We start from the raw sequence: 16,620 nt of genomic DNA, 5'->3' as shown, positions 1-16,620 counted from the left end.
CGCTTATATACCGGTAACTTGCTTATGTGCTTGTCGCTAGGGTTTGTAAGTGAAGTTAGGCGGTGTTAACCCTAGCTCTTGTAAACTAGCACTCCACTGTATTAATGCTTCGCTACATAAGTTCATCGCTGTGGTTTGAATATAGCTTTGGTCGAGCTTACTCAAGCTGTGATTTAGTAATAACTCACCAATTACATAATCTACGCCATTCTCAAGCCAACAACTGCGGGCGTACTTTCTAATGTCATGTGCTGACCATTCTCCTTTAGCTATATTGCTGATAATACGAGAGCTAACATTGCTACTTTGCGCTTTTCGGTTATTACCAAGTTGTGGAAACAGCCATTGTGATCGCTTGTTTTTGTATTGATACTTTTTATAAGCCTTTAACCATTTCACTGCTAATGGCGAAAGGGGGAGGGTGTGTGGCTTTTTCGTTTTAGTATCTTTACTGGGAATTCGCCAAAGATTTTTTTTAAAGTCAAAGTCTATCCATCGTGCCTTGGTCGTTTCACCGATACGTGTTCCATGTAAAAGCAGTAGTACGAATAATACTTGGTGCGCTATCGGTTGCTTGTAAAGGCCTTTTAAACTTTGCTTAAGCTTTAATTGAGTTAATCGACCGACTTTTACTGTTGGCCTTTGATTAGTGAAGTTTGCCAGTGATATTTTGCTTACGGCACTTTTATTAATTAGCTGTAAGCGTATCGCCCATGCAAACATGGCATTCATCGTGACGATAACTAAAGCAATTGTAGATAATGACAATGAGCTTTGTATTGGCGTGAACCATTGTTTATCAATCAACCCATCATTGATATCTTCAACCTTTACGTCTTTAAAATAAGGCGCAATATGTTTATTAACCATCGAAACCGTTTGTTTAATGGTTTTATCACTAATCTGTTTGTTGTTTTTGACACGCTCGATATACCACTGGCAAAGCTGCTCCACGGTGGTGATTTCATTTTGTTTAAAGTGTTCATCCTTTAAGTGAATATGCGGTATGGCGCGCTGTGCTTGTTGCACACTAATTTCAGGGTACTTACCAATTTTAATCATTTTGTCTTGGTTATTTTTATACACTCTGACATAAAAAACGCCCTTATTTCGATTGACCTTACTGTACCGAAAGTGAAGTGATGTTCTTGCATCTCTTAGCTGCGTGACGGTCACGTTTTCTTTTTGATTTTCAATCATGGTATTGGTGATGTTAACGACACATGTTGTCATCATGCTACCCTCGACTTTGAAGGAGCATTTGCATCAACAAGTGCTAGTAAATGCTCACTAAAATTATCATGGTTCTCATCGATGAAGTTTTTCTTCAATGTCGCCATATCAAGGTAACTGGGTAATTCAAAACTCTTTGGCGTGTTTTGCCTTTTTAGTGCGCTTAATACTTTTTTATCATTAGCGACTAAGCGACTAAATACATTAATCGTTGAGCCATATTGATGTTTGGCGTAGGCAACCGCTTTGCTTAATGTTTGTGTTAACTCAGTGGACTTTTCCCGAACAGTGCTGCGTGGCTCAACATTGTTAATCAGTCGTTTATGCATCTTTGGGTACGCACCAACAAAGTAACCATCAGGGTTCGTCAGTATATCTAAAGTCAGTATGTGGCTGTTGCGTCTACGTAACTTCAGCTCATGGCGTGTCCACTTACCATATAGAGGGTGCTTTTTAGGTAGCTTCAACTCACGCCATTTTTCATAAACGCACATTGACTTTGCAGAATCACTACGACCTAAATAAAGGGAGCCTTGGTATTCTTTCTCTGGGTTCCGTACAGGCTTCATGCCTCGCTTAGGATTGTAATCACCGGCTGAGTAGGCTTTTTTAGTGTATCTAAGGTTATATTTGCCCGTTAAATCATCCGTGGCAATATCCACTTCCGTGATTTTACCTCCATATTGCGCTAATAAAGCATATAACGGTAAGAACTTGAGATCTGATGTTTTAATGTAATGACAGCCTGAGCCCGTTAATTCCAGTTGTAGTTTGTTGTCATCCCACTTGAATGAGCCACAACAACTATGGCTTTCATCTAGCGGGAATAATTTCACGCCTTTTTTATGATAGCGCAACGCAGGTAGTTGGTTTGAACGACCAATACCAACCTGACGTAGCCAGAAACTTATGAGCTCTTTGAGTTCGGATAATTCTTCTATGCTATTCACTGGTAATACGACCTTTAAAAAGTCGATTGAAGATATCATTTCAGTGTTCGTTATTTCCAGACAGTGTGTCTGTAATAAGTACCCAATTAACTGGTCACCTAAGTTCTTATCTTTATTGATATTAAAAGCACTCAGTGTCTGTGAAAATGATCCTGTTATTATCTTGGTAGGTGTAAAAGGTTGATTCATTGATACGTTTTTCATAACTACCACCTTTACGCTAGTTCATTGCGTTGAGCGATAAGCTTTGCAACTAAGGCTTTAATTTCATCAGGGCTTTTATTTGCACATATCGCACGTAAAATGTGCTGTAGTTCATGCTCAGGCCAAGCAACACTTCGTTCACCAAGAGAAACAGGAGGTACCATTAATCCTTTGGCTATACGTGTGTATAAAGTGGATTTTTTAAAACCGAATAGTTCAAGTAATTCTGGTTGGCGGCAAAGTTTAAAACGGATGTTAAGGGGCATTGTTAGCTCTCTTTGGTTCTTAATGGAAAGCTAGAATAAAAAGTGAGGCGGATCACTCTACGCGTCAGTGATCCGCTTGGAAGTATTTATTTTAATTTTTTATGCATTGATAGAAAAAGCTCGATGTTAATTTAAAGCCTAAAAGGTTGTCAGGCTGTTCAGGTGAACCATAAAGATTACCTTCTTCAGTTAATGAGTCGGTAATAGATTCATCAAGCATCGATGGTTCAAAGCTATCTAGCGCTAAATCTGCTAAAGCCATCTCTAGTAACCAATGGTTTGCGGCATTACTTCCTGAGCGCTTTGGACGCGGTGGCTCGTTTCGGCTACGCTGATACTCACAATCTTGCGCATATTTTTCATTGGCCCATACTTTTAATTTATGTTTGTACTCCTCTAGCGCTGCAGCTTCATCGATTGTAGTGTTTGTACCTTTTGCTTTTCGAGCGGCTTGTGCTTTTTTAGACCGGATAACTCGACTAATACTTTGAACCGCTTTTGTCTTGTCCAATAAAAGCTCTACAGACTTAGCCATTGCAAACAAGCCACCTGTTTTAAGTGCAATAACAATTTTATTGATGTGCTCTGTATCTAGAATGATATGCGGTGTCGGAGATAACAAAACTTGATCAGCTTTTATCAGTGTTTCATACAAGTCTGACTGCGTTTGTGTTTTACCTAGCGTTGATAAATTTTGTGTAGTTTTTTCGATGAAAGTATCTTTATCACATGCATCTGAAAGCTCTTGAAGAGAGATGGAGCTAGGCACCTTTTGCAAGGTGCTATGTATGGGCGTGACAAATTTAGAGAGTGAAAGAATATCTAGCTGGCGCGTAGATAGGGAAGGAGAGGTGTTTTTTGTGTTCATGAATAACCTTATAAAATAAGTAAAAAATAATATAAGTTCCCTCTTAAAAGTAAGTTAAATGCTTTTGTCTAACCGTTTACTAAGCGTAAGCCTTTTGTTGAGCTAGACAAACTGAAACTTCCTTGAGCACAGTTTTCGATATGCGCTGACCACCAATTCATGAGGGCGCGTCTACGTTCTAAATATTCAGCGCGGTTGTATGCGCGTCTGACTTCATTTTTATCAACATGAGCAAGTGCTGATTCAATTACGTCAGGGTCAAAGCCTTGCTCATTGAGTGTGGTACTGGCTAAAGCACGTAAGCCGTGTGAAACGAGTTTTCCTTTGTAACCCATTCTTTTAATTGCCATATTGGCTGTTGAAACGTTGGCATGTCTTTTGGGATCTCTATCAGAAGGAAAAATATAGTCGCGGTGTCCACTAATAGGCTTTATTGCGCTTAATAATGAGAGTGCTTGGTCTGATAACGGTACTGCGTGAGGAGATTTCTTTTTCATACGTTCAGCAGGTATATTCCAAAGGTTTTGTGTAAAGTCTATTTCGTCCCATTTAGCACCTGCTGCTTCACTAGGTCTTACCATAGTATGAAGTTGCCATTCTATTAAGTAGCGTGTGACTAACTTAATGCTAGCAATGCTTAATGACTTCATCAGTTCTGGAAGCTCTTCAGGTTTAAGCGTTGGCATGTTTTGTTTTTTGGGGCTTGCAAAAGCGGCTTTGATGCCTGTAAGTGGGTTTGCATGTATAACCCCTGTATTTACAGAGTAAATCATAATTTCATTTAAGCGTTGTGATAAGCGTTTTACGGTTTCAAGTGAGCCTTTGGCTTCAATAGGGCTTAATACCTTGATAACCGACGGAGCAGTAATAGCACTTATTGGTTTCTTCCCCAATTGAGGGAAAATATGCAGTGTGAGTGATCGCCAGATATCATTGGCATAATCAGCACTTACTTCAGTTCTTTTGATAGCAAACCATTTTGAAGCAAGGTTAAATAGCGTATTTTCAAGCTCCTCTTTATTTTGCAAAGTTTTTTGTTCTTTATCTTCTTTTGGATCTATGTTTTGTGCGAGCAGTTCTTTAGCTTCTTTACGTAGCTCCCTTGCCTTAGCTAAAGAAAGATCTGGGTATTTACCAAAACTAAGATTGGCACGCTTCTTTGTGTATGGACGTGAATAATTGAAAAGCCACAGCTTACTACCGTTAGGTTTCACTCTAAGCATCAGGCCATCACCATCAGCTAGGTTATATTCTTTACTTTTAGATTTTGCTTGTTTTACTTCTGTATTTGTCAGAGGGGTTGTTATTCTGGCCATTGCAAACCTTTTTAAGATAACTGTTTTTAGTAACACTAATTTTGATAATTAGCTTCAGTGTTACTATAGATGTTACTAAAAAAAACGGATGTTTTAAATCCTTAATGGACGTTAACAGGCTCTGTTGTGTCGTAAGTTCTTGTTTTTGATGAAAAAAAAGACGCTAAAAAGCGTCTTTAATTCTTAAGGTGGTGGAGCTGGCGGGAGTTGAACCCGCGTCCAAAAAACCTACATCCTCGGTACTACATGCTTAGTCGATTATTTGTTTAGCCAATTAGACGCCAATCGACAGGCTTCGTCATGGTGAGTTTGATACTATTTCGCGGTTCAGCCTCAAACAAGCTTCCCTCGCTATCCTACTTGGGGTGACCATCACTTCTCTAGCCAATAGGCGAGACTATGAGAGGATGGCTAGCATTAAGCTGCTAGTGCGAACGTTTCGTCGTTTGCAATTATAGTTTTGCGGCTTTTTACCAGGCCAACCGCCCCTGGGCATGCACCTTGGGTTTCGTGAATCTTGTCGAATCCTGAATCAGCCCCAAAGTTTTTGGCTATTTGCATAGCCTACAAAGCGCATTGTACCTTGCCTTGCTTGATTAAACAACGTGGTATTTTTTAACCAGTTATCTATCCAAATTTTTATTTTTCATTAAGCGGCCTTTATCAACCTGCCATTCTCGGTCTTTTATATCAGCGCGCTTGTCGTGATCTTTTTTACCTTTACCTAAGTAAAATTCTAATTTTACCCAGTTTTGTTTCCAATACATTGCTGTCGCAATAAGCGAAAAGCCATCGCGATCTACCGCACCGATTAATTGATCCAGCTCACGACGATTTAACAGTAACTTGCGATCTCGGTTAGGTTCACACACAACATGACTAGAAGCAGCATTTAACGGCATGATTTCAGCCCCTAAAAGATAGGCTTCTCGGTCTTTAATATGTACATAACAATCGGAAATATTGACTTTACCACTGCGGATACTTTTAATTTCCCAGCCTTGCAAACTCATACCGCCTTCGAACTTATCGGTTAAGTTGTAGTTATGTCGTGCTTTTTTATTTAACGCAATTGTATTGCTGTTAGATTTGTTCTTTGATTTTTTCTTTGCCATTTATCTTTACCATGGTTAACGGCGTCATTATACGGAGAAATATCTGCTTTGAAATGAAAATTTATCTTTTGTGACAATAATGCGCTTTTTATTCGGTTTTGTTATCATAAGCGAGTAATTTACAGGGGGTTAAATGCCAACAATATCTCGAAGTGCTTTGGTGATGCATAGTGCTGAAGAAATGTACCAGCTTATTAATGATGTTTCATCGTATCCAAGTTTTGTACCTGATTGCAGCGACAGTAAGGTTATCTCTGCTGATGAAAATGAAGTAACAGCAGCTTTGTTAGTATCGAAAGGCGGCTTAAAAAAATGGTTCACGACTAAAAACACTTTAGTACCTAACAAACAAGTGAATATGAATTTAATTGACGGGCCGTTTAATAAATTAACGGGTGGTTGGACATTAACTTCTTTGTCTGACGAAGCATGTAAAATTAGTTTAGCCCTAGAGTACGAGTTTTCTAATAAGATGTACGATTTTGCTTTCGGCCGTGTGTTTAATCATATGGCTAATAATATGGTGCAAGCGTTCACGCAACGCGCAAAAGAGGTTTATTCAAGTCATGTCTGATGTCGACGCAACATCGGTTGCACAAGCGCCCGCTGAGCAACTTCAGTTGGAAGTGGTTTACGGCTTACCGCATAAGCAAAAAATCTTAACCTTTTCTGTTGAGTCGCCATGCACCATTGAACAGGCGATAACGCAATCGAATATTATCGAAGTTTTTCCTGAAATAGACCTAACGGTTAATAAAGTGGGGATATGGAATCGCGTGGCAAAACTGTCTGACTTGGTCAACGATCTTGATAGAATAGAAATATATCGTCCATTAATAGCCGATCCAAAAGAAGTACGTAAACGCCGAGCCGAAAAAGCAAAAGAAGAAGGGCGCGCCGATAAAGTGACTGGTGGGCGTGTTAACCCGTTAAGAGGCGGTTAGTTTACTCTTAAAAAGATGCAGACATAAAAAAAACGGCACATCGCCGTTTTTTTGTATCTGTAATAACGATAACGATTAATTAGTTAATCATTGGCTCGTAGAAGCTCTCAGGCAAGGTGAAATCACCTTCTGCGCTCACTAGCTTATTATCTTCAAATTTAATAATAAATTGCTTACGCTTGTTATAGCTTTCGTCTCGGCCAGATTTAAATTTATACACATAATGCCAAGTATCATCATGAAATGAGTCGACAACAACAGGACTACCTAATACAAATTTAACTTGCTCTTTAGTCATCGCAATTTGAAGTTTGTCGATATCTTTTTGTTCAAGGTAGTTGCCTTGAGGTATATCGCGACGAAATACCCAGCTTGAGCAAGACGCAAGAGAAATAACAAGAATAACAATAAGTGTTCTAAACAACATGTAAATATCTGTACCAAAAAAGTGTGAACGGGGATAATAACTAAGCTAAAGCTGAGATACAAAATTATTTTTTAATTTCTTCGTTAATCTTGTTATCCAGCCAATAACTCGGCGGCATTTGCCAGACTATTATCGGTAATTTTATCGCCCGCAAGTAATCGAGCTATTTCTTTGACGCGACTTTGCTGACTTAGTTCCGTAACGGTCGTTTCTGTGTGCGCTCCGTCGGTTAATTTTGCAACAAAAAACTGTTGATGCCCTTTACACGCAACTTGCGGTAGATGAGTTACACAGATAACTTGTGTCTTCTGGGCGAGTTGTTGCAATTTAGTGCCAACCATCGCAGCAGTAGGGCCGCTAATGCCAACGTCAACTTCGTCAAAAATAAGCGCAGGTGTTACTACTTTATCGGCAAGAATGACTTGCATTGCTAAACTTATTCTTGATAACTCACCGCCAGAGGCAACTTTATGCATGGCCTCTAAGGCTTGCCCAGGATTTAAGCTCACTAAAAATAAGACTTCATCAATACCATTAGGTGATAATGCTTTGCTATCGTTATGAGTAATATCTACATGAAATTTACCATGCTCCATATTTAACTCATGTAAACTGGTGCTGATTTTCTTGCTAAGGGCTTTGGCTGACTTTTGTCGAGACTTTGATAATTTTTCCGCACTTTGAAAATACGCTTGTTCAGTTTTTTCAATTTCATCAATCACTGTCAATACACGAGATTCGTCTTGACTAATATTTGCTAGCTCTTGCGATAAACTTGCATGTAGTTGAGGTAACTTTTCAGGCGCAACTTGATGCTTTTTCGCTAGCTGCAATGCAAGAGAGTATCGCTCTTCAATTGCGGCATAGGCTTGTGGGTCGAGTTCAAGTTTATCGTGGTAATGGCGTAAATCGTTGCTTGCTTCTTCTATTTGAATTAATGACTCTTGCAGTAAGTTGGTGATATTGGCTAAATCCGCATCAATATGACTAAACGCAGACAAATTTTCAATCGCTTTGCCTAAGCTGTCGTTAACGTTGAATTGTTCATTGGTGCTGAGGATATCAAGTGCAATGAGGCTTTCGGTCAGAATGCTCTGTGCGTGGCTATGACGTTTATAGTCGCCTTCTAATTGTAAAAACTCATCTTCTTGCAGTGAGAATTCATCAAGTTCAGTGACTTGATATTGCAGTAATTGGCGTTTAGCTTCTCGTTGCAATTGACTGTCTTGCAAACTTTTTAATTCGTTATTCAGTTGTTGCCATTGTTTGTAGTAATACTTTACTTCGTCTAACAAGTGGCAGTGATCGGCATAATCATCAACAATTTTTCGCTGCTCACTCGCTTTTGTTAATAATTGGTGATCATGTTGGCCATGAATATTAATCAGTAATTGGCCTAACTCTTTAAGCTGTATTAATGGTACTTGGCTGCCATTAATATAAGATTTTGAGCGACCTTCAGCAGAAATAATACGGCGTAAAATGCAGTCGTCGTCTAAATTTAGGTCTTTTGTTTTTAGCCAGTTTTGTGCTGCTGTATTGTTAGCAATGTCGAAGGTTGCACTTAACTCTGCTTTTTTACAGTTTGGTCTAACGGTATTGGTGGTTGCTCGTTCGCCCAAGCAAAGCCCTAATGCGTCAATGGCAATAGATTTACCTGCACCAGTTTCACCTGTGATGGTGGTCATGCCTTGATGCCATTCAAGGTCAAGATTTCGAACAATAGCAAAATTTTGAATGTTAAGTTGTAGCAGCATAAGAGTTCTCTATTAATCGTTTTTAAATTTGAGCTAAATGCAAAAAACCGATACTGTTAATTTATACAGTATCGGTTTTTTATGCAAGTGTTGATGATTAATTATGCTGTTTTATTTTACATCACTTTGAAATTAATAAAGTTTATTACCCCAACTGAGCTTTTGTCTTAAAACGCTAAAATAATTATGATCCAGTGGATGAATCAAGCGAATGGTATTTTCACTTTTTCGAATAATCACTTCATCGCCCGGCATTACTGCCAAAATCACATGGCCATCACAGCTTACTTGCAAATTTTCATAGTTTTCATTGGCGAGTACTAATTTAATTTCACTGTTACCATCGACCACTATTGGGCGACTTGTTAAGGTATGCGGAAACATAGGCACTAAAGAAAGTGCATTTAGGTTTGGCGTTAAAATTGGTCCGCCGGCAGACATTGAGTAAGCCGTTGAACCGGTAGGTGTAGACAAGATCAAACCGTCTGAACGTTGGCTGAACATAAAACTACCATCAATATAGACTTCAAACTCAATCATGTTGGCTACTTTACCAGCATGAAGTACGGCCTCATTTACCGCACTGTTGGAGCTTTTTAATTTTCCGTGACGATACACTTCTGCTTCAATAATAAAGCGTTGTTCGCTTTTAGACTCGCCGGCTAAAATCTTAGCTAATGGCTCGAATAAATCATCAGGTGATAAGTCAGTTAAAAAACCTAAATTACCTCGGTTAACGCCTAAAACGCCAATGTCGTAACAAGCCAGTACGCGCGCTGCGCCTAGCATATAACCGTCGCCGCCAACCACAATTGCAAGATCGGCTAATTCACCTATTTTAGTCAATGATTGACTGTTAATATTGTCAATCGACACTGAGCTTGCAACAGAGTTCTCAACCAAAACATTATAGTTGTGTTCGGTAAGGTAATTATGTAGCGCTTCAATGGTATTTCCTGCACCTTCGTGGTTAGGTTTACCAATTAAGCCGATCGTTTTATACTGGTTGGACATAGCTTTGTGTCTAAAATTCTTGATATTAGGCTAAGTTTCGCTGTTAATGGGGCGCTTGTAAAGTTCACTTTTTTCAAAAGTTTTGCTTTTACGCTTGAATCGTAAAATCTAAGCCCCATAATTAGCCCTATTAAGTTTTACCAATATTTTATGTGTTACCTTGGAGTTTTTCATGACGAATCAGTCAACCGAGAATAAAAGTGCCGAAGAACTTGCTGCAGAGCAATTGGCTGAAGAAATAGTGCAACAAGCTGAAGAGCAAGTTGAAGAGCAACATGAACATGCTCATGAAGTGATCAGTGAAGAGCAAGAAAGAATCAACGAATTAGAATTAGCACTTGCTGCCGCCCAAGCGACAGTAGCTGATCAAAAAGACTCAGTTATTCGTGCTAAAGCTGAAGTAGACAACGTCCGTCGCCGCGCAGCACAAGACGTCGAAAAAGCGCGTAAGTTTGCGTTAGAAAAGTTTGCCGGTGAAATGTTAACGGTTGTTGATAACTTAGAGCGTGGTTTAGCAACGATTGACGCCGAAGATGAGTCGCAAAAAACAACCTACGAAGGTGTTAACCTAACCCTTCAAGGTTTACTTTCTGGCTTAGAAAAATTTGCTATTAAGGCGATTGACCCACAAGACCAACCGTTCAACCCAGAGCAACATCAAGCGATGTCTATGCAAGAAGTTGAAGGTGTTGCGCCAAACACGGTTATTGCCGTAATGCAAAAAGGTTATGAATTAAATGGTCGTTTAATTCGCCCGGCAATGGTGATGGTATCTAAAGCTGCACCAAGTGTAGATACTACTGCATAATCTTTTGCTTTATATCGTTAATGAAAAAACCAGCCATTGTGCTGGTTTTTTATTGGCTGACGTTTACAAAGCGACTTTAAAGTGCAAAGCATCGTTTTGTGGTAATTAGACGATAAACATAAAAAATATCGCCTTCTACTAAAATTTTCTTACATTTTTCACTTTTTAGTGTTGAAAACCAATTTTCCTGCCCCCACTAACTGTTCATCAACAGATTTAATCTACATTTTAATAGTATTCGGAGATCCTCAAGATGGGCAAAATAATTGGTATTGACCTAGGGACAACAAACTCATGTGTTGCTGTACTAGATGGCGATAGTGTTCGTGTAATTGAAAACGCAGAAGGTGATCGTACAACACCTTCAATCATCGCATACACTGAAGAAGGCGAAACTTTAGTTGGTCAACCAGCTAAGCGTCAATCAGTAACTAACCCTAAAAACACCTTATTTGCTATCAAGCGTTTAATCGGTCGTCGTTTTGAAGACGAAGAAGTTCAACGCGATATTAAAATTATGCCATTTGGTATTACAAAAGCAGACAATGGTGATGCTTGGGTAACCGCACGTGATAAAAACGTTGCGCCACCACAAGTTTCTGCTGAAGTTTTAGCAAAAATGAAAAAAACGGCAGAAGACTATTTAGGTGAAAGCGTAACTGAAGCGGTAATTACGGTTCCTGCTTACTTTAACGATTCACAACGTCAAGCCACTAAAGATGCTGGCCGTATCGCAGGTTTAGATGTTAAGCGTATTATCAACGAACCAACGGCTGCTGCACTTGCTTACGGCATGGACAAGCAACAAGGTGATAAAGTTGTTGCAGTATACGATTTAGGTGGTGGTACTTTTGATATTTCAATTATTGAAATTGACGAAGTTGAAGGCGAGCACACGTTCGAAGTATTAGCAACTAATGGTGATACTCACTTAGGTGGTGAAGATTTCGATAACCGTTTAATCAACTACCTTGTAGCTGAATTCAAAAAAGACGCAGGCATGGACTTAACCACTGATCCATTAGCAATGCAACGTTTGAAAGAAGCGGCAGAAAAAGCAAAATGTGAGCTTTCTTCAGCACAACAAACTGATGTTAACTTACCTTACATTACAGCGGATGCTTCTGGTCCTAAGCACATGAACGTTAAAGTAACTCGTGCTAAGTTAGAATCTTTAGTTGAAGACATGGTTCAAGCAACTTTAGAGCCGTTAAAAACTGCCCTTAAAGATGCTGACCTTTCAGTAAGCGACGTAAACGATGTTATTTTGGTTGGTGGTCAAACACGTATGCCAATGGTACAAAAAGCGGTGACTGATTTCTTCGGTAAAGAACCACGTAAAGATGTTAACCCTGACGAAGCAGTAGCTTCTGGTGCAGCAGTACAAGCGGGTGTTCTTTCTGGTGACGTAACTGACGTATTACTTCTTGACGTTACTCCATTATCTCTAGGTATTGAGACAATGGGCGGTGTGATGACCAAAGTTATCGACAAAAACACTACGATTCCTACGAAGCAATCACAAACGTTCTCAACAGCAGAAGATAACCAATCAGCGGTTACTGTGCATGTTGTGCAAGGTGAGCGTAAGCAAGCAAGTGCAAACAAATCACTTGGTCAATTCAACCTTGAAGGTATTGATGCAGCGCCACGTGGTATGCCACAAATCGAAGTAACGTTTGATATTGATGCCGATGGTATCTTGCACGTTACTGCGAAAGATAAGAACACAGGTAAAGAGCAAAAAATTACCATTAAAGCCTCTTCTGGTTTATCAGATGATGAAGTAGAGCAAATGGTACGCGACGCAGAAGCAAATGCTGATGAAGATGCGAAGTTTGAAGAATTAGTTCAAGCACGTAACCAAGCTGACGGCATGGTTCACGCAACACGTAAGCAAATTGAAGAAGCGGGCGACGATTTACCTAGCGAAGACAAAGACAAAATTGAAGCTGCATTAACTGAACTTGAAGAAGTCATCAAAGGCGACGACAAAGAAGCCATTGATGCAAAATCTCAAGCAGTAATTGAAGCTTCAGCTAAGTTAATGGAAATCGCGCAAGCGAAAGCTCAAGCACAAGGCGGCGCGGCTCCTGAAGGCGCAGCACCTGAAGCGGATGCAGCTCCAGCTGGCGACGATGTTGTTGATGCGGAATTCGAAGAAGTTAAAGACGACAAGTAAGTTTGAATAACTCTGTTGTCGCTGTTTCAACTAATTTCTTTGTCGAAGGTACTCACGTAGGTAAACTACGCTCCGTGCCTTCTTCTTGAAATTAGCCTAAACAGCTTAAACAGAGTCATCAAAGGCTTGTTCCTTTAATATTAAAGCGTCGATAACTTCGGCGCTTTGTTATGTAAGACCTTATATAAAACGCGATGTTAATTTGCTTGGTTTTTTACTGAATTGCTCAGTGTTAAGAAGCTAAACAAATGAATATTCAATCAATTGAAGTAAAGAAATAACTATGTCAAAACGTGATTATTATGAAGTGCTAGGGGTATCGAAAGATGCGTCTGAGCGTGATATCAAAAAAGCTTACAAACGCTTAGCAATGAAGTTTCACCCAGATAGAACCAAGGGTGATAAGTCAAAAGAAGAGCAGTTTAAAGAAGTAAAAGAAGCTTATGAAATTCTAAATGACGATCAAAAACGTGCGGCTTACGACCAATACGGTCATGCGGCATTTGAACAAGGCGGTCACGGTGGTGGCGGTTTTGGCGGTGGTCAAGGCGATTTTGGTGATATTTTTGGTGACGTATTTGGCGATATTTTTGGTGGTGGACGTGGCGGCGGACGTGGTGGTCAATCACGCTCTCGTAGAGGTTCAGACTTACGTTATAACCTTGAACTAACGCTTGAAGAAGCGGTTAAAGGTAAAACCTTAGAAATTAAAGTGCCAACGTTTGTTAGTTGTGACCCATGTGGTGGCAGCGGCGCGAAAAAAGGCACCAGTGCTAAAACCTGTTCTACCTGTCATGGCCATGGCCAAGTGCAAATGCGCCAAGGCATGTTTGCTGTTCAACAAACCTGTCCAACCTGTAGCGGTAAAGGTAAAGTGATCACTGATCCTTGTCCTTCTTGTCGTGGTCAAGGCCGCGTTGAGAAAACCAAAACCTTATCTGTTAAAATTCCACCAGGTGTTGATACTGGCGATAGAATTCGTTTATCAGGCGAAGGTGAAGCGGGTGAGCATGGCGCGCCAGCGGGCGATTTATACGTACAAGCGAATGTTAAAGATCATCATATTTTTGTTCGTGATGAAAACCACTTGTACTGTGAAGTGCCAATTAGTTTTACTACCGCGGCATTAGGCGGTGAAATTGAAGTCCCTACACTTGAAGGGAAAGTGAAGCTGAAAGTGCCAAAAGAAACGCAAACCGGTAAAATGTTCCGTTTACGTGGTAAAGGTGTTAAATCAGTACGTAGCCATTCTACTGGTGATTTAATGTGTAAAGTCGTCATTGAAACGCCGGTAAGTTTATCAGGCGATCAAGCCGATTTACTTCGTCAGCTAGAAGAAAAAATGGGTAAGAGCAACAGCAAGCATAGCCCAAAAGAAACCGGATTTTTTGACGGTGTGAAAAAATTCTTCGATGATCTCAAAGGCTAAATAAACGCTAATATTTAACCTTTAGTGCTTATAAACCAAAAAATCCAGCTAATTGTTAGCTGGATTTTTTTATTAGTTGATTTCTTAAACTTATTATTTTGGGTTTAATTCGTTAAATTTTGCTAACTGTTCTTCGGTTGCTGGTAGTTGATGTTTTTCTTTCCATTCGCTATATGGCATGCCATAAACTTGCTCGCGGGCGGTATCAATGTCGACGGTAACGCCTAGTTTTTCGGCTTCTGCTACTGTCCACTTTGAAAAACAGTTACGGCAAAAACCGGCTAAGTTCATTAATTCAATATTTTGCACATCTTTTCTATTATCTAAATGTGCCAATAAGCGGCGAAATACGGCGGCTTGAATTTTGTCTTGATTGTCCATTGATACTCTCTTGGTTATTGCTTAATTTTTTTTTAACTTGCCTGAATTTAATTTTATTGCTCAGGCAAACTTGGGCGTTTATGTTTTCTGATTTGCACTATCATGCCCATATAAGGGTGGTCAAAATAGTGTATTTCACCGCTGATCACCCGCTTGTTTTGTTGAAAACGAATAGGCTTTAATTCAAGAGGCTGGTCTGATGACAGTGCATGAGTCGCCTGCTGAGCCAGTGTATGGTTCATCACACTAAAATCAGCAGTGATGTATAAATAGTGATTTAAATGCACGCGAAATAAACCATCGATATACCAAGGTTGAAGCGGTGCTAAAGGCGGCTTAATCGCCTCTGTTTCTTGTGTTTTTGGTAAAAAATTCAGTAGCTTTTCTGGATTATCTAGCGCATCTGTTATTTCATCAAACTGGTTTTCATTGATGCTTGGCGCTTGTTGAACAAGGTTGGCTATTTTGGCGTTAATCGCTTGTTCTATCTCGCGTTGCGCTAACTCATTTTGGCTTAATGATTGACTTGACTCAATACTTAGCGCTTGATGATCTTGATTGCTATAACTGCTTACCTGCTCAGATAAATCACTTAGCTGTAGCGGCTTAACAGCGTTTTCACTTGCTAGTGCCAAAGCTCGTTGGTGCTTATCTGATGCTTTTTGATAATGGCCTTGAAGGTTTTCCCCGGCATAAATTTTATACGCTTCTGCATATTTTTTATCTTTAGGGGCATGTCGCCAGCCCATATGTAGCATAGGTCTAAAGTTTCGACTAAGTCGCAGCTGCTTAACGATATCGTGTAATTGCAGTGAGCCGCTGCTTAGTAAATATGGGCGCTTGCTGTAAGGGTTTTCAACATTGTTAACCGTTGTTGGCATGGCATCTAAGGTAAAGCCATCGTAATCAAAGTTTTTGTCTTGTTTGGCGAGCTCGGTAAACATTTGCTCTGGTAGGCGACAAAGTGGTTGTCGTTTATTGGCCGTTAAGCCTTGGCTAATGAGGTTGTTTTTTTCAAAAAATTGAATATCGGCAAAGGCTTGCTCGGCTTGTTCAACTAAGGCAACTTGCTCTGGTGTTAACGTTGAAATATAAGGCTCAGTGGTTAACTGCCCCGTACCGTCGTTATATTCAGTTGTGGTGGCGCTGTTTAAGCTGTTACTGTCAGCGGTATTAATCATTTCTTCACTAGCGTTTGAAAAGTTTTGTACTTGTATCGAATCATTAGTCGGTACATTGCCAGCTATATTTTCATCGATAATCGTTTGCTGGCTGTCATTAGGTTCAACAAGTAATGTGTTATCACTCTCGTTTGCAGTAAGCTCTTCAATGTCAGCGAGACTTTTTTCAATAAATAGTGGTGTCGGTTTACTTGCTTGAATAAATAAACTTTCAGCGTAGTTGGGGTTGTCACAACTTGGCAGGCGCGATTTTAATGAGGCGATATCTGGTTGTAAATAAGGCGCTAATAAGTCGATAACTTTGCTGTATTTAGGCATCGGCGTAATGGCGTCTGCTGCAGGAAACTCTTCTTTAAGTGTTGATTTGTCATCGAGCTGAGAAAACAGAATAACTTCAACTTCAAACCAGCGTTCGTTTGCCGCACTGGCAGTAAATGCAGCTGCTGTTGAACATAGTGAAAAAATAAATAATGTGAGTTTATTAAAGGTCATTCATTGTCCTGTAAATAAAAACTCAGCTAATCCTTATTAACTGAGTAAATAGT

16 protein-coding genes and 1 other RNA gene are annotated in these 16,620 nt (G+C 39.8%); 5 read left to right on the top strand and 12 right to left on the bottom strand.

All coding sequences use genetic code 11. The annotated features are described in order from the left end of the window. Nucleotides 1–36 precede the first annotated feature (36 nt). The 7 genes from ACRRSQ_RS09285 to smpB form a co-directional block, all read right to left on the bottom strand. Nucleotides 37–1,236, bottom strand: coding sequence for a tyrosine-type recombinase/integrase (locus ACRRSQ_RS09285; protein ID WP_440875456.1), 1,200 nt, complete (start codon nt 1,234–1,236; stop codon nt 37–39). Then, the gene (locus tag ACRRSQ_RS09280) at nt 1,233–2,387 is read right to left on the bottom strand and encodes a replication initiation factor domain-containing protein (protein ID WP_440875455.1); all 1,155 of its coding nucleotides are present in this window, start codon (nt 2,385–2,387) and stop codon (nt 1,233–1,235) included. Before ACRRSQ_RS09280 ends, ACRRSQ_RS09285 begins: the two co-directional genes overlap by 4 nt. Before the next feature lie 11 nt (nt 2,388–2,398). After that, nucleotides 2,399–2,653 (bottom strand): helix-turn-helix transcriptional regulator, encoded by a 255-nt coding sequence (locus ACRRSQ_RS09275; RefSeq protein WP_440875454.1) that lies wholly within the window; start codon nt 2,651–2,653, stop codon nt 2,399–2,401. 91 nt (nt 2,654–2,744) lie between these two features. Then, a complete protein-coding gene (locus ACRRSQ_RS09270; RefSeq protein ID WP_440875453.1) occupies nt 2,745–3,521 on the bottom strand; it encodes a hypothetical protein in 777 nt (258 codons plus the stop codon). A gap of 68 nt (nt 3,522–3,589) precedes the next feature. Further along, nucleotides 3,590–4,837, bottom strand: a complete 1,248-nt coding sequence (locus tag ACRRSQ_RS09265; RefSeq protein ID WP_440875452.1) for an integrase domain-containing protein — start codon at nt 4,835–4,837, stop codon at nt 3,590–3,592. A 189-nt stretch (nt 4,838–5,026) separates the two neighbouring features. After that, nucleotides 5,027–5,377, bottom strand: a transfer-messenger RNA (tmRNA) gene (gene ssrA / locus ACRRSQ_RS09260). An 83-nt stretch (nt 5,378–5,460) separates the two neighbouring features. Further along, nucleotides 5,461–5,952, bottom strand: coding sequence for an SsrA-binding protein SmpB (smpB, locus tag ACRRSQ_RS09255; RefSeq protein ID WP_440875451.1), 492 nt, complete (start codon nt 5,950–5,952; stop codon nt 5,461–5,463). 133 nt (nt 5,953–6,085) lie between these two features. Here smpB and ACRRSQ_RS09250 point away from each other — a divergent pair, with 133 nt between their 5' ends. Next, nucleotides 6,086–6,526 (top strand): type II toxin-antitoxin system RatA family toxin, encoded by a 441-nt coding sequence (locus tag ACRRSQ_RS09250; RefSeq protein WP_440875450.1) that lies wholly within the window; start codon nt 6,086–6,088, stop codon nt 6,524–6,526. Beyond that, complete coding sequence (locus tag ACRRSQ_RS09245) at nt 6,519–6,896, top strand: RnfH family protein (RefSeq protein WP_440875449.1); 378 nt, start codon at nt 6,519–6,521, stop codon at nt 6,894–6,896. The genes ACRRSQ_RS09250 and ACRRSQ_RS09245 overlap by 8 nt, the downstream gene beginning before the upstream one ends. A 79-nt stretch (nt 6,897–6,975) precedes the next feature. Here ACRRSQ_RS09245 and ACRRSQ_RS09240 read toward each other — a convergent pair whose 3' ends face one another. The 3 genes from ACRRSQ_RS09240 to nadK all read right to left on the bottom strand — a co-directional run bounded on the left by ACRRSQ_RS09240 (nt 6,976) and on the right by nadK (nt 10,094). Continuing rightward, the gene (locus ACRRSQ_RS09240; protein WP_440875448.1) at nt 6,976–7,323 is read right to left on the bottom strand and encodes an outer membrane protein assembly factor BamE; all 348 of its coding nucleotides are present in this window, start codon (nt 7,321–7,323) and stop codon (nt 6,976–6,978) included. A gap of 92 nt (nt 7,324–7,415) precedes the next feature. Further along, nucleotides 7,416–9,080, bottom strand: a complete 1,665-nt coding sequence (recN, locus tag ACRRSQ_RS09235) for a DNA repair protein RecN (RefSeq protein WP_440875447.1) — start codon at nt 9,078–9,080, stop codon at nt 7,416–7,418. 132 nt (nt 9,081–9,212) lie between these two features. Then, nucleotides 9,213–10,094: an NAD(+) kinase gene (gene nadK, locus ACRRSQ_RS09230; protein ID WP_440875446.1), complete on the bottom strand. Its 882-nt coding sequence runs from the start codon at nt 10,092–10,094 to the stop codon at nt 9,213–9,215. A 172-nt stretch (nt 10,095–10,266) separates the two neighbouring features. Here nadK and grpE point away from each other — a divergent pair, with 172 nt between their 5' ends. The 3 genes from grpE (at nt 10,267) to dnaJ (ending at nt 14,513) form a co-directional block, all read left to right on the top strand. Then, nucleotides 10,267–10,902 (top strand): nucleotide exchange factor GrpE, encoded by a 636-nt coding sequence (gene grpE / locus ACRRSQ_RS09225; RefSeq protein ID WP_440875445.1) that lies wholly within the window; start codon nt 10,267–10,269, stop codon nt 10,900–10,902. A 253-nt stretch (nt 10,903–11,155) separates the two neighbouring features. Next, nucleotides 11,156–13,084, top strand: coding sequence for a molecular chaperone DnaK (gene dnaK / locus ACRRSQ_RS09220; RefSeq protein WP_440875444.1), 1,929 nt, complete (start codon nt 11,156–11,158; stop codon nt 13,082–13,084). 283 nt (nt 13,085–13,367) lie between these two features. After that, nucleotides 13,368–14,513: a molecular chaperone DnaJ gene (gene dnaJ, locus ACRRSQ_RS09215; RefSeq protein WP_440875443.1), complete on the top strand. Its 1,146-nt coding sequence runs from the start codon at nt 13,368–13,370 to the stop codon at nt 14,511–14,513. Nucleotides 14,514–14,606: 93 nt separating this feature from the next. Here the strand turns inward: dnaJ and ACRRSQ_RS09210 are convergent, their stop codons facing one another. Next, on the bottom strand, nt 14,607–14,894 hold the full coding sequence (locus ACRRSQ_RS09210) for a DUF1244 domain-containing protein (RefSeq protein WP_440875442.1): 288 nt from the start codon (nt 14,892–14,894) through the stop codon (nt 14,607–14,609). Nucleotides 14,895–14,947: 53 nt separating this feature from the next. Further along, nucleotides 14,948–16,567, bottom strand: a complete 1,620-nt coding sequence (locus tag ACRRSQ_RS09205) for a CsiV family protein (RefSeq protein ID WP_440875441.1) — start codon at nt 16,565–16,567, stop codon at nt 14,948–14,950. Nucleotides 16,568–16,620 lie beyond the last annotated feature (53 nt).

It is taken from the genome of Thalassotalea sp. PLHSN55 (assembly GCF_052030545.1).
In the GTDB taxonomy this organism is placed as follows: domain Bacteria; phylum Pseudomonadota; class Gammaproteobacteria; order Enterobacterales; family Alteromonadaceae; genus CANMXU01.
Note: the sequence above shows the minus strand (reverse complement) of the source record. Positions and strands in the feature narration are given on the sequence as shown.

Excerpts from the sequence above, each read along its gene's own strand:
- ACRRSQ_RS09285 (WP_440875456.1), bottom strand. The coding sequence starts at position 1,236 with ATGATGACAACATGTGTCGTTAACATCACCAATACCATGATTGAAAAT.
- ACRRSQ_RS09280 (WP_440875455.1), bottom strand. The coding sequence starts at position 2,387 with ATGAAAAACGTATCAATGAATCAACCTTTTACACCTACCAAGATAATA.
- ACRRSQ_RS09275 (WP_440875454.1), bottom strand. The coding sequence starts at position 2,653 with ATGCCCCTTAACATCCGTTTTAAACTTTGCCGCCAACCAGAATTACTT.
- ACRRSQ_RS09270 (WP_440875453.1), bottom strand. The coding sequence starts at position 3,521 with ATGAACACAAAAAACACCTCTCCTTCCCTATCTACGCGCCAGCTAGAT.
- ACRRSQ_RS09265 (WP_440875452.1), bottom strand. The coding sequence starts at position 4,837 with ATGGCCAGAATAACAACCCCTCTGACAAATACAGAAGTAAAACAAGCA.
- smpB (WP_440875451.1), bottom strand. The coding sequence starts at position 5,952 with ATGGCAAAGAAAAAATCAAAGAACAAATCTAACAGCAATACAATTGCG.
- ACRRSQ_RS09250 (WP_440875450.1), top strand. The coding sequence starts at position 6,086 with ATGCCAACAATATCTCGAAGTGCTTTGGTGATGCATAGTGCTGAAGAA.
- ACRRSQ_RS09245 (WP_440875449.1), top strand. The coding sequence starts at position 6,519 with ATGTCTGATGTCGACGCAACATCGGTTGCACAAGCGCCCGCTGAGCAA.
- ACRRSQ_RS09240 (WP_440875448.1), bottom strand. The coding sequence starts at position 7,323 with ATGTTGTTTAGAACACTTATTGTTATTCTTGTTATTTCTCTTGCGTCT.
- recN (WP_440875447.1), bottom strand. The coding sequence starts at position 9,080 with ATGCTGCTACAACTTAACATTCAAAATTTTGCTATTGTTCGAAATCTT.
- nadK (WP_440875446.1), bottom strand. The coding sequence starts at position 10,094 with ATGTCCAACCAGTATAAAACGATCGGCTTAATTGGTAAACCTAACCAC.
- grpE (WP_440875445.1), top strand. The coding sequence starts at position 10,267 with ATGACGAATCAGTCAACCGAGAATAAAAGTGCCGAAGAACTTGCTGCA.
- dnaK (WP_440875444.1), top strand. The coding sequence starts at position 11,156 with ATGGGCAAAATAATTGGTATTGACCTAGGGACAACAAACTCATGTGTT.
- dnaJ (WP_440875443.1), top strand. The coding sequence starts at position 13,368 with ATGTCAAAACGTGATTATTATGAAGTGCTAGGGGTATCGAAAGATGCG.
- ACRRSQ_RS09210 (WP_440875442.1), bottom strand. The coding sequence starts at position 14,894 with ATGGACAATCAAGACAAAATTCAAGCCGCCGTATTTCGCCGCTTATTG.
- ACRRSQ_RS09205 (WP_440875441.1), bottom strand. The coding sequence starts at position 16,567 with ATGACCTTTAATAAACTCACATTATTTATTTTTTCACTATGTTCAACA.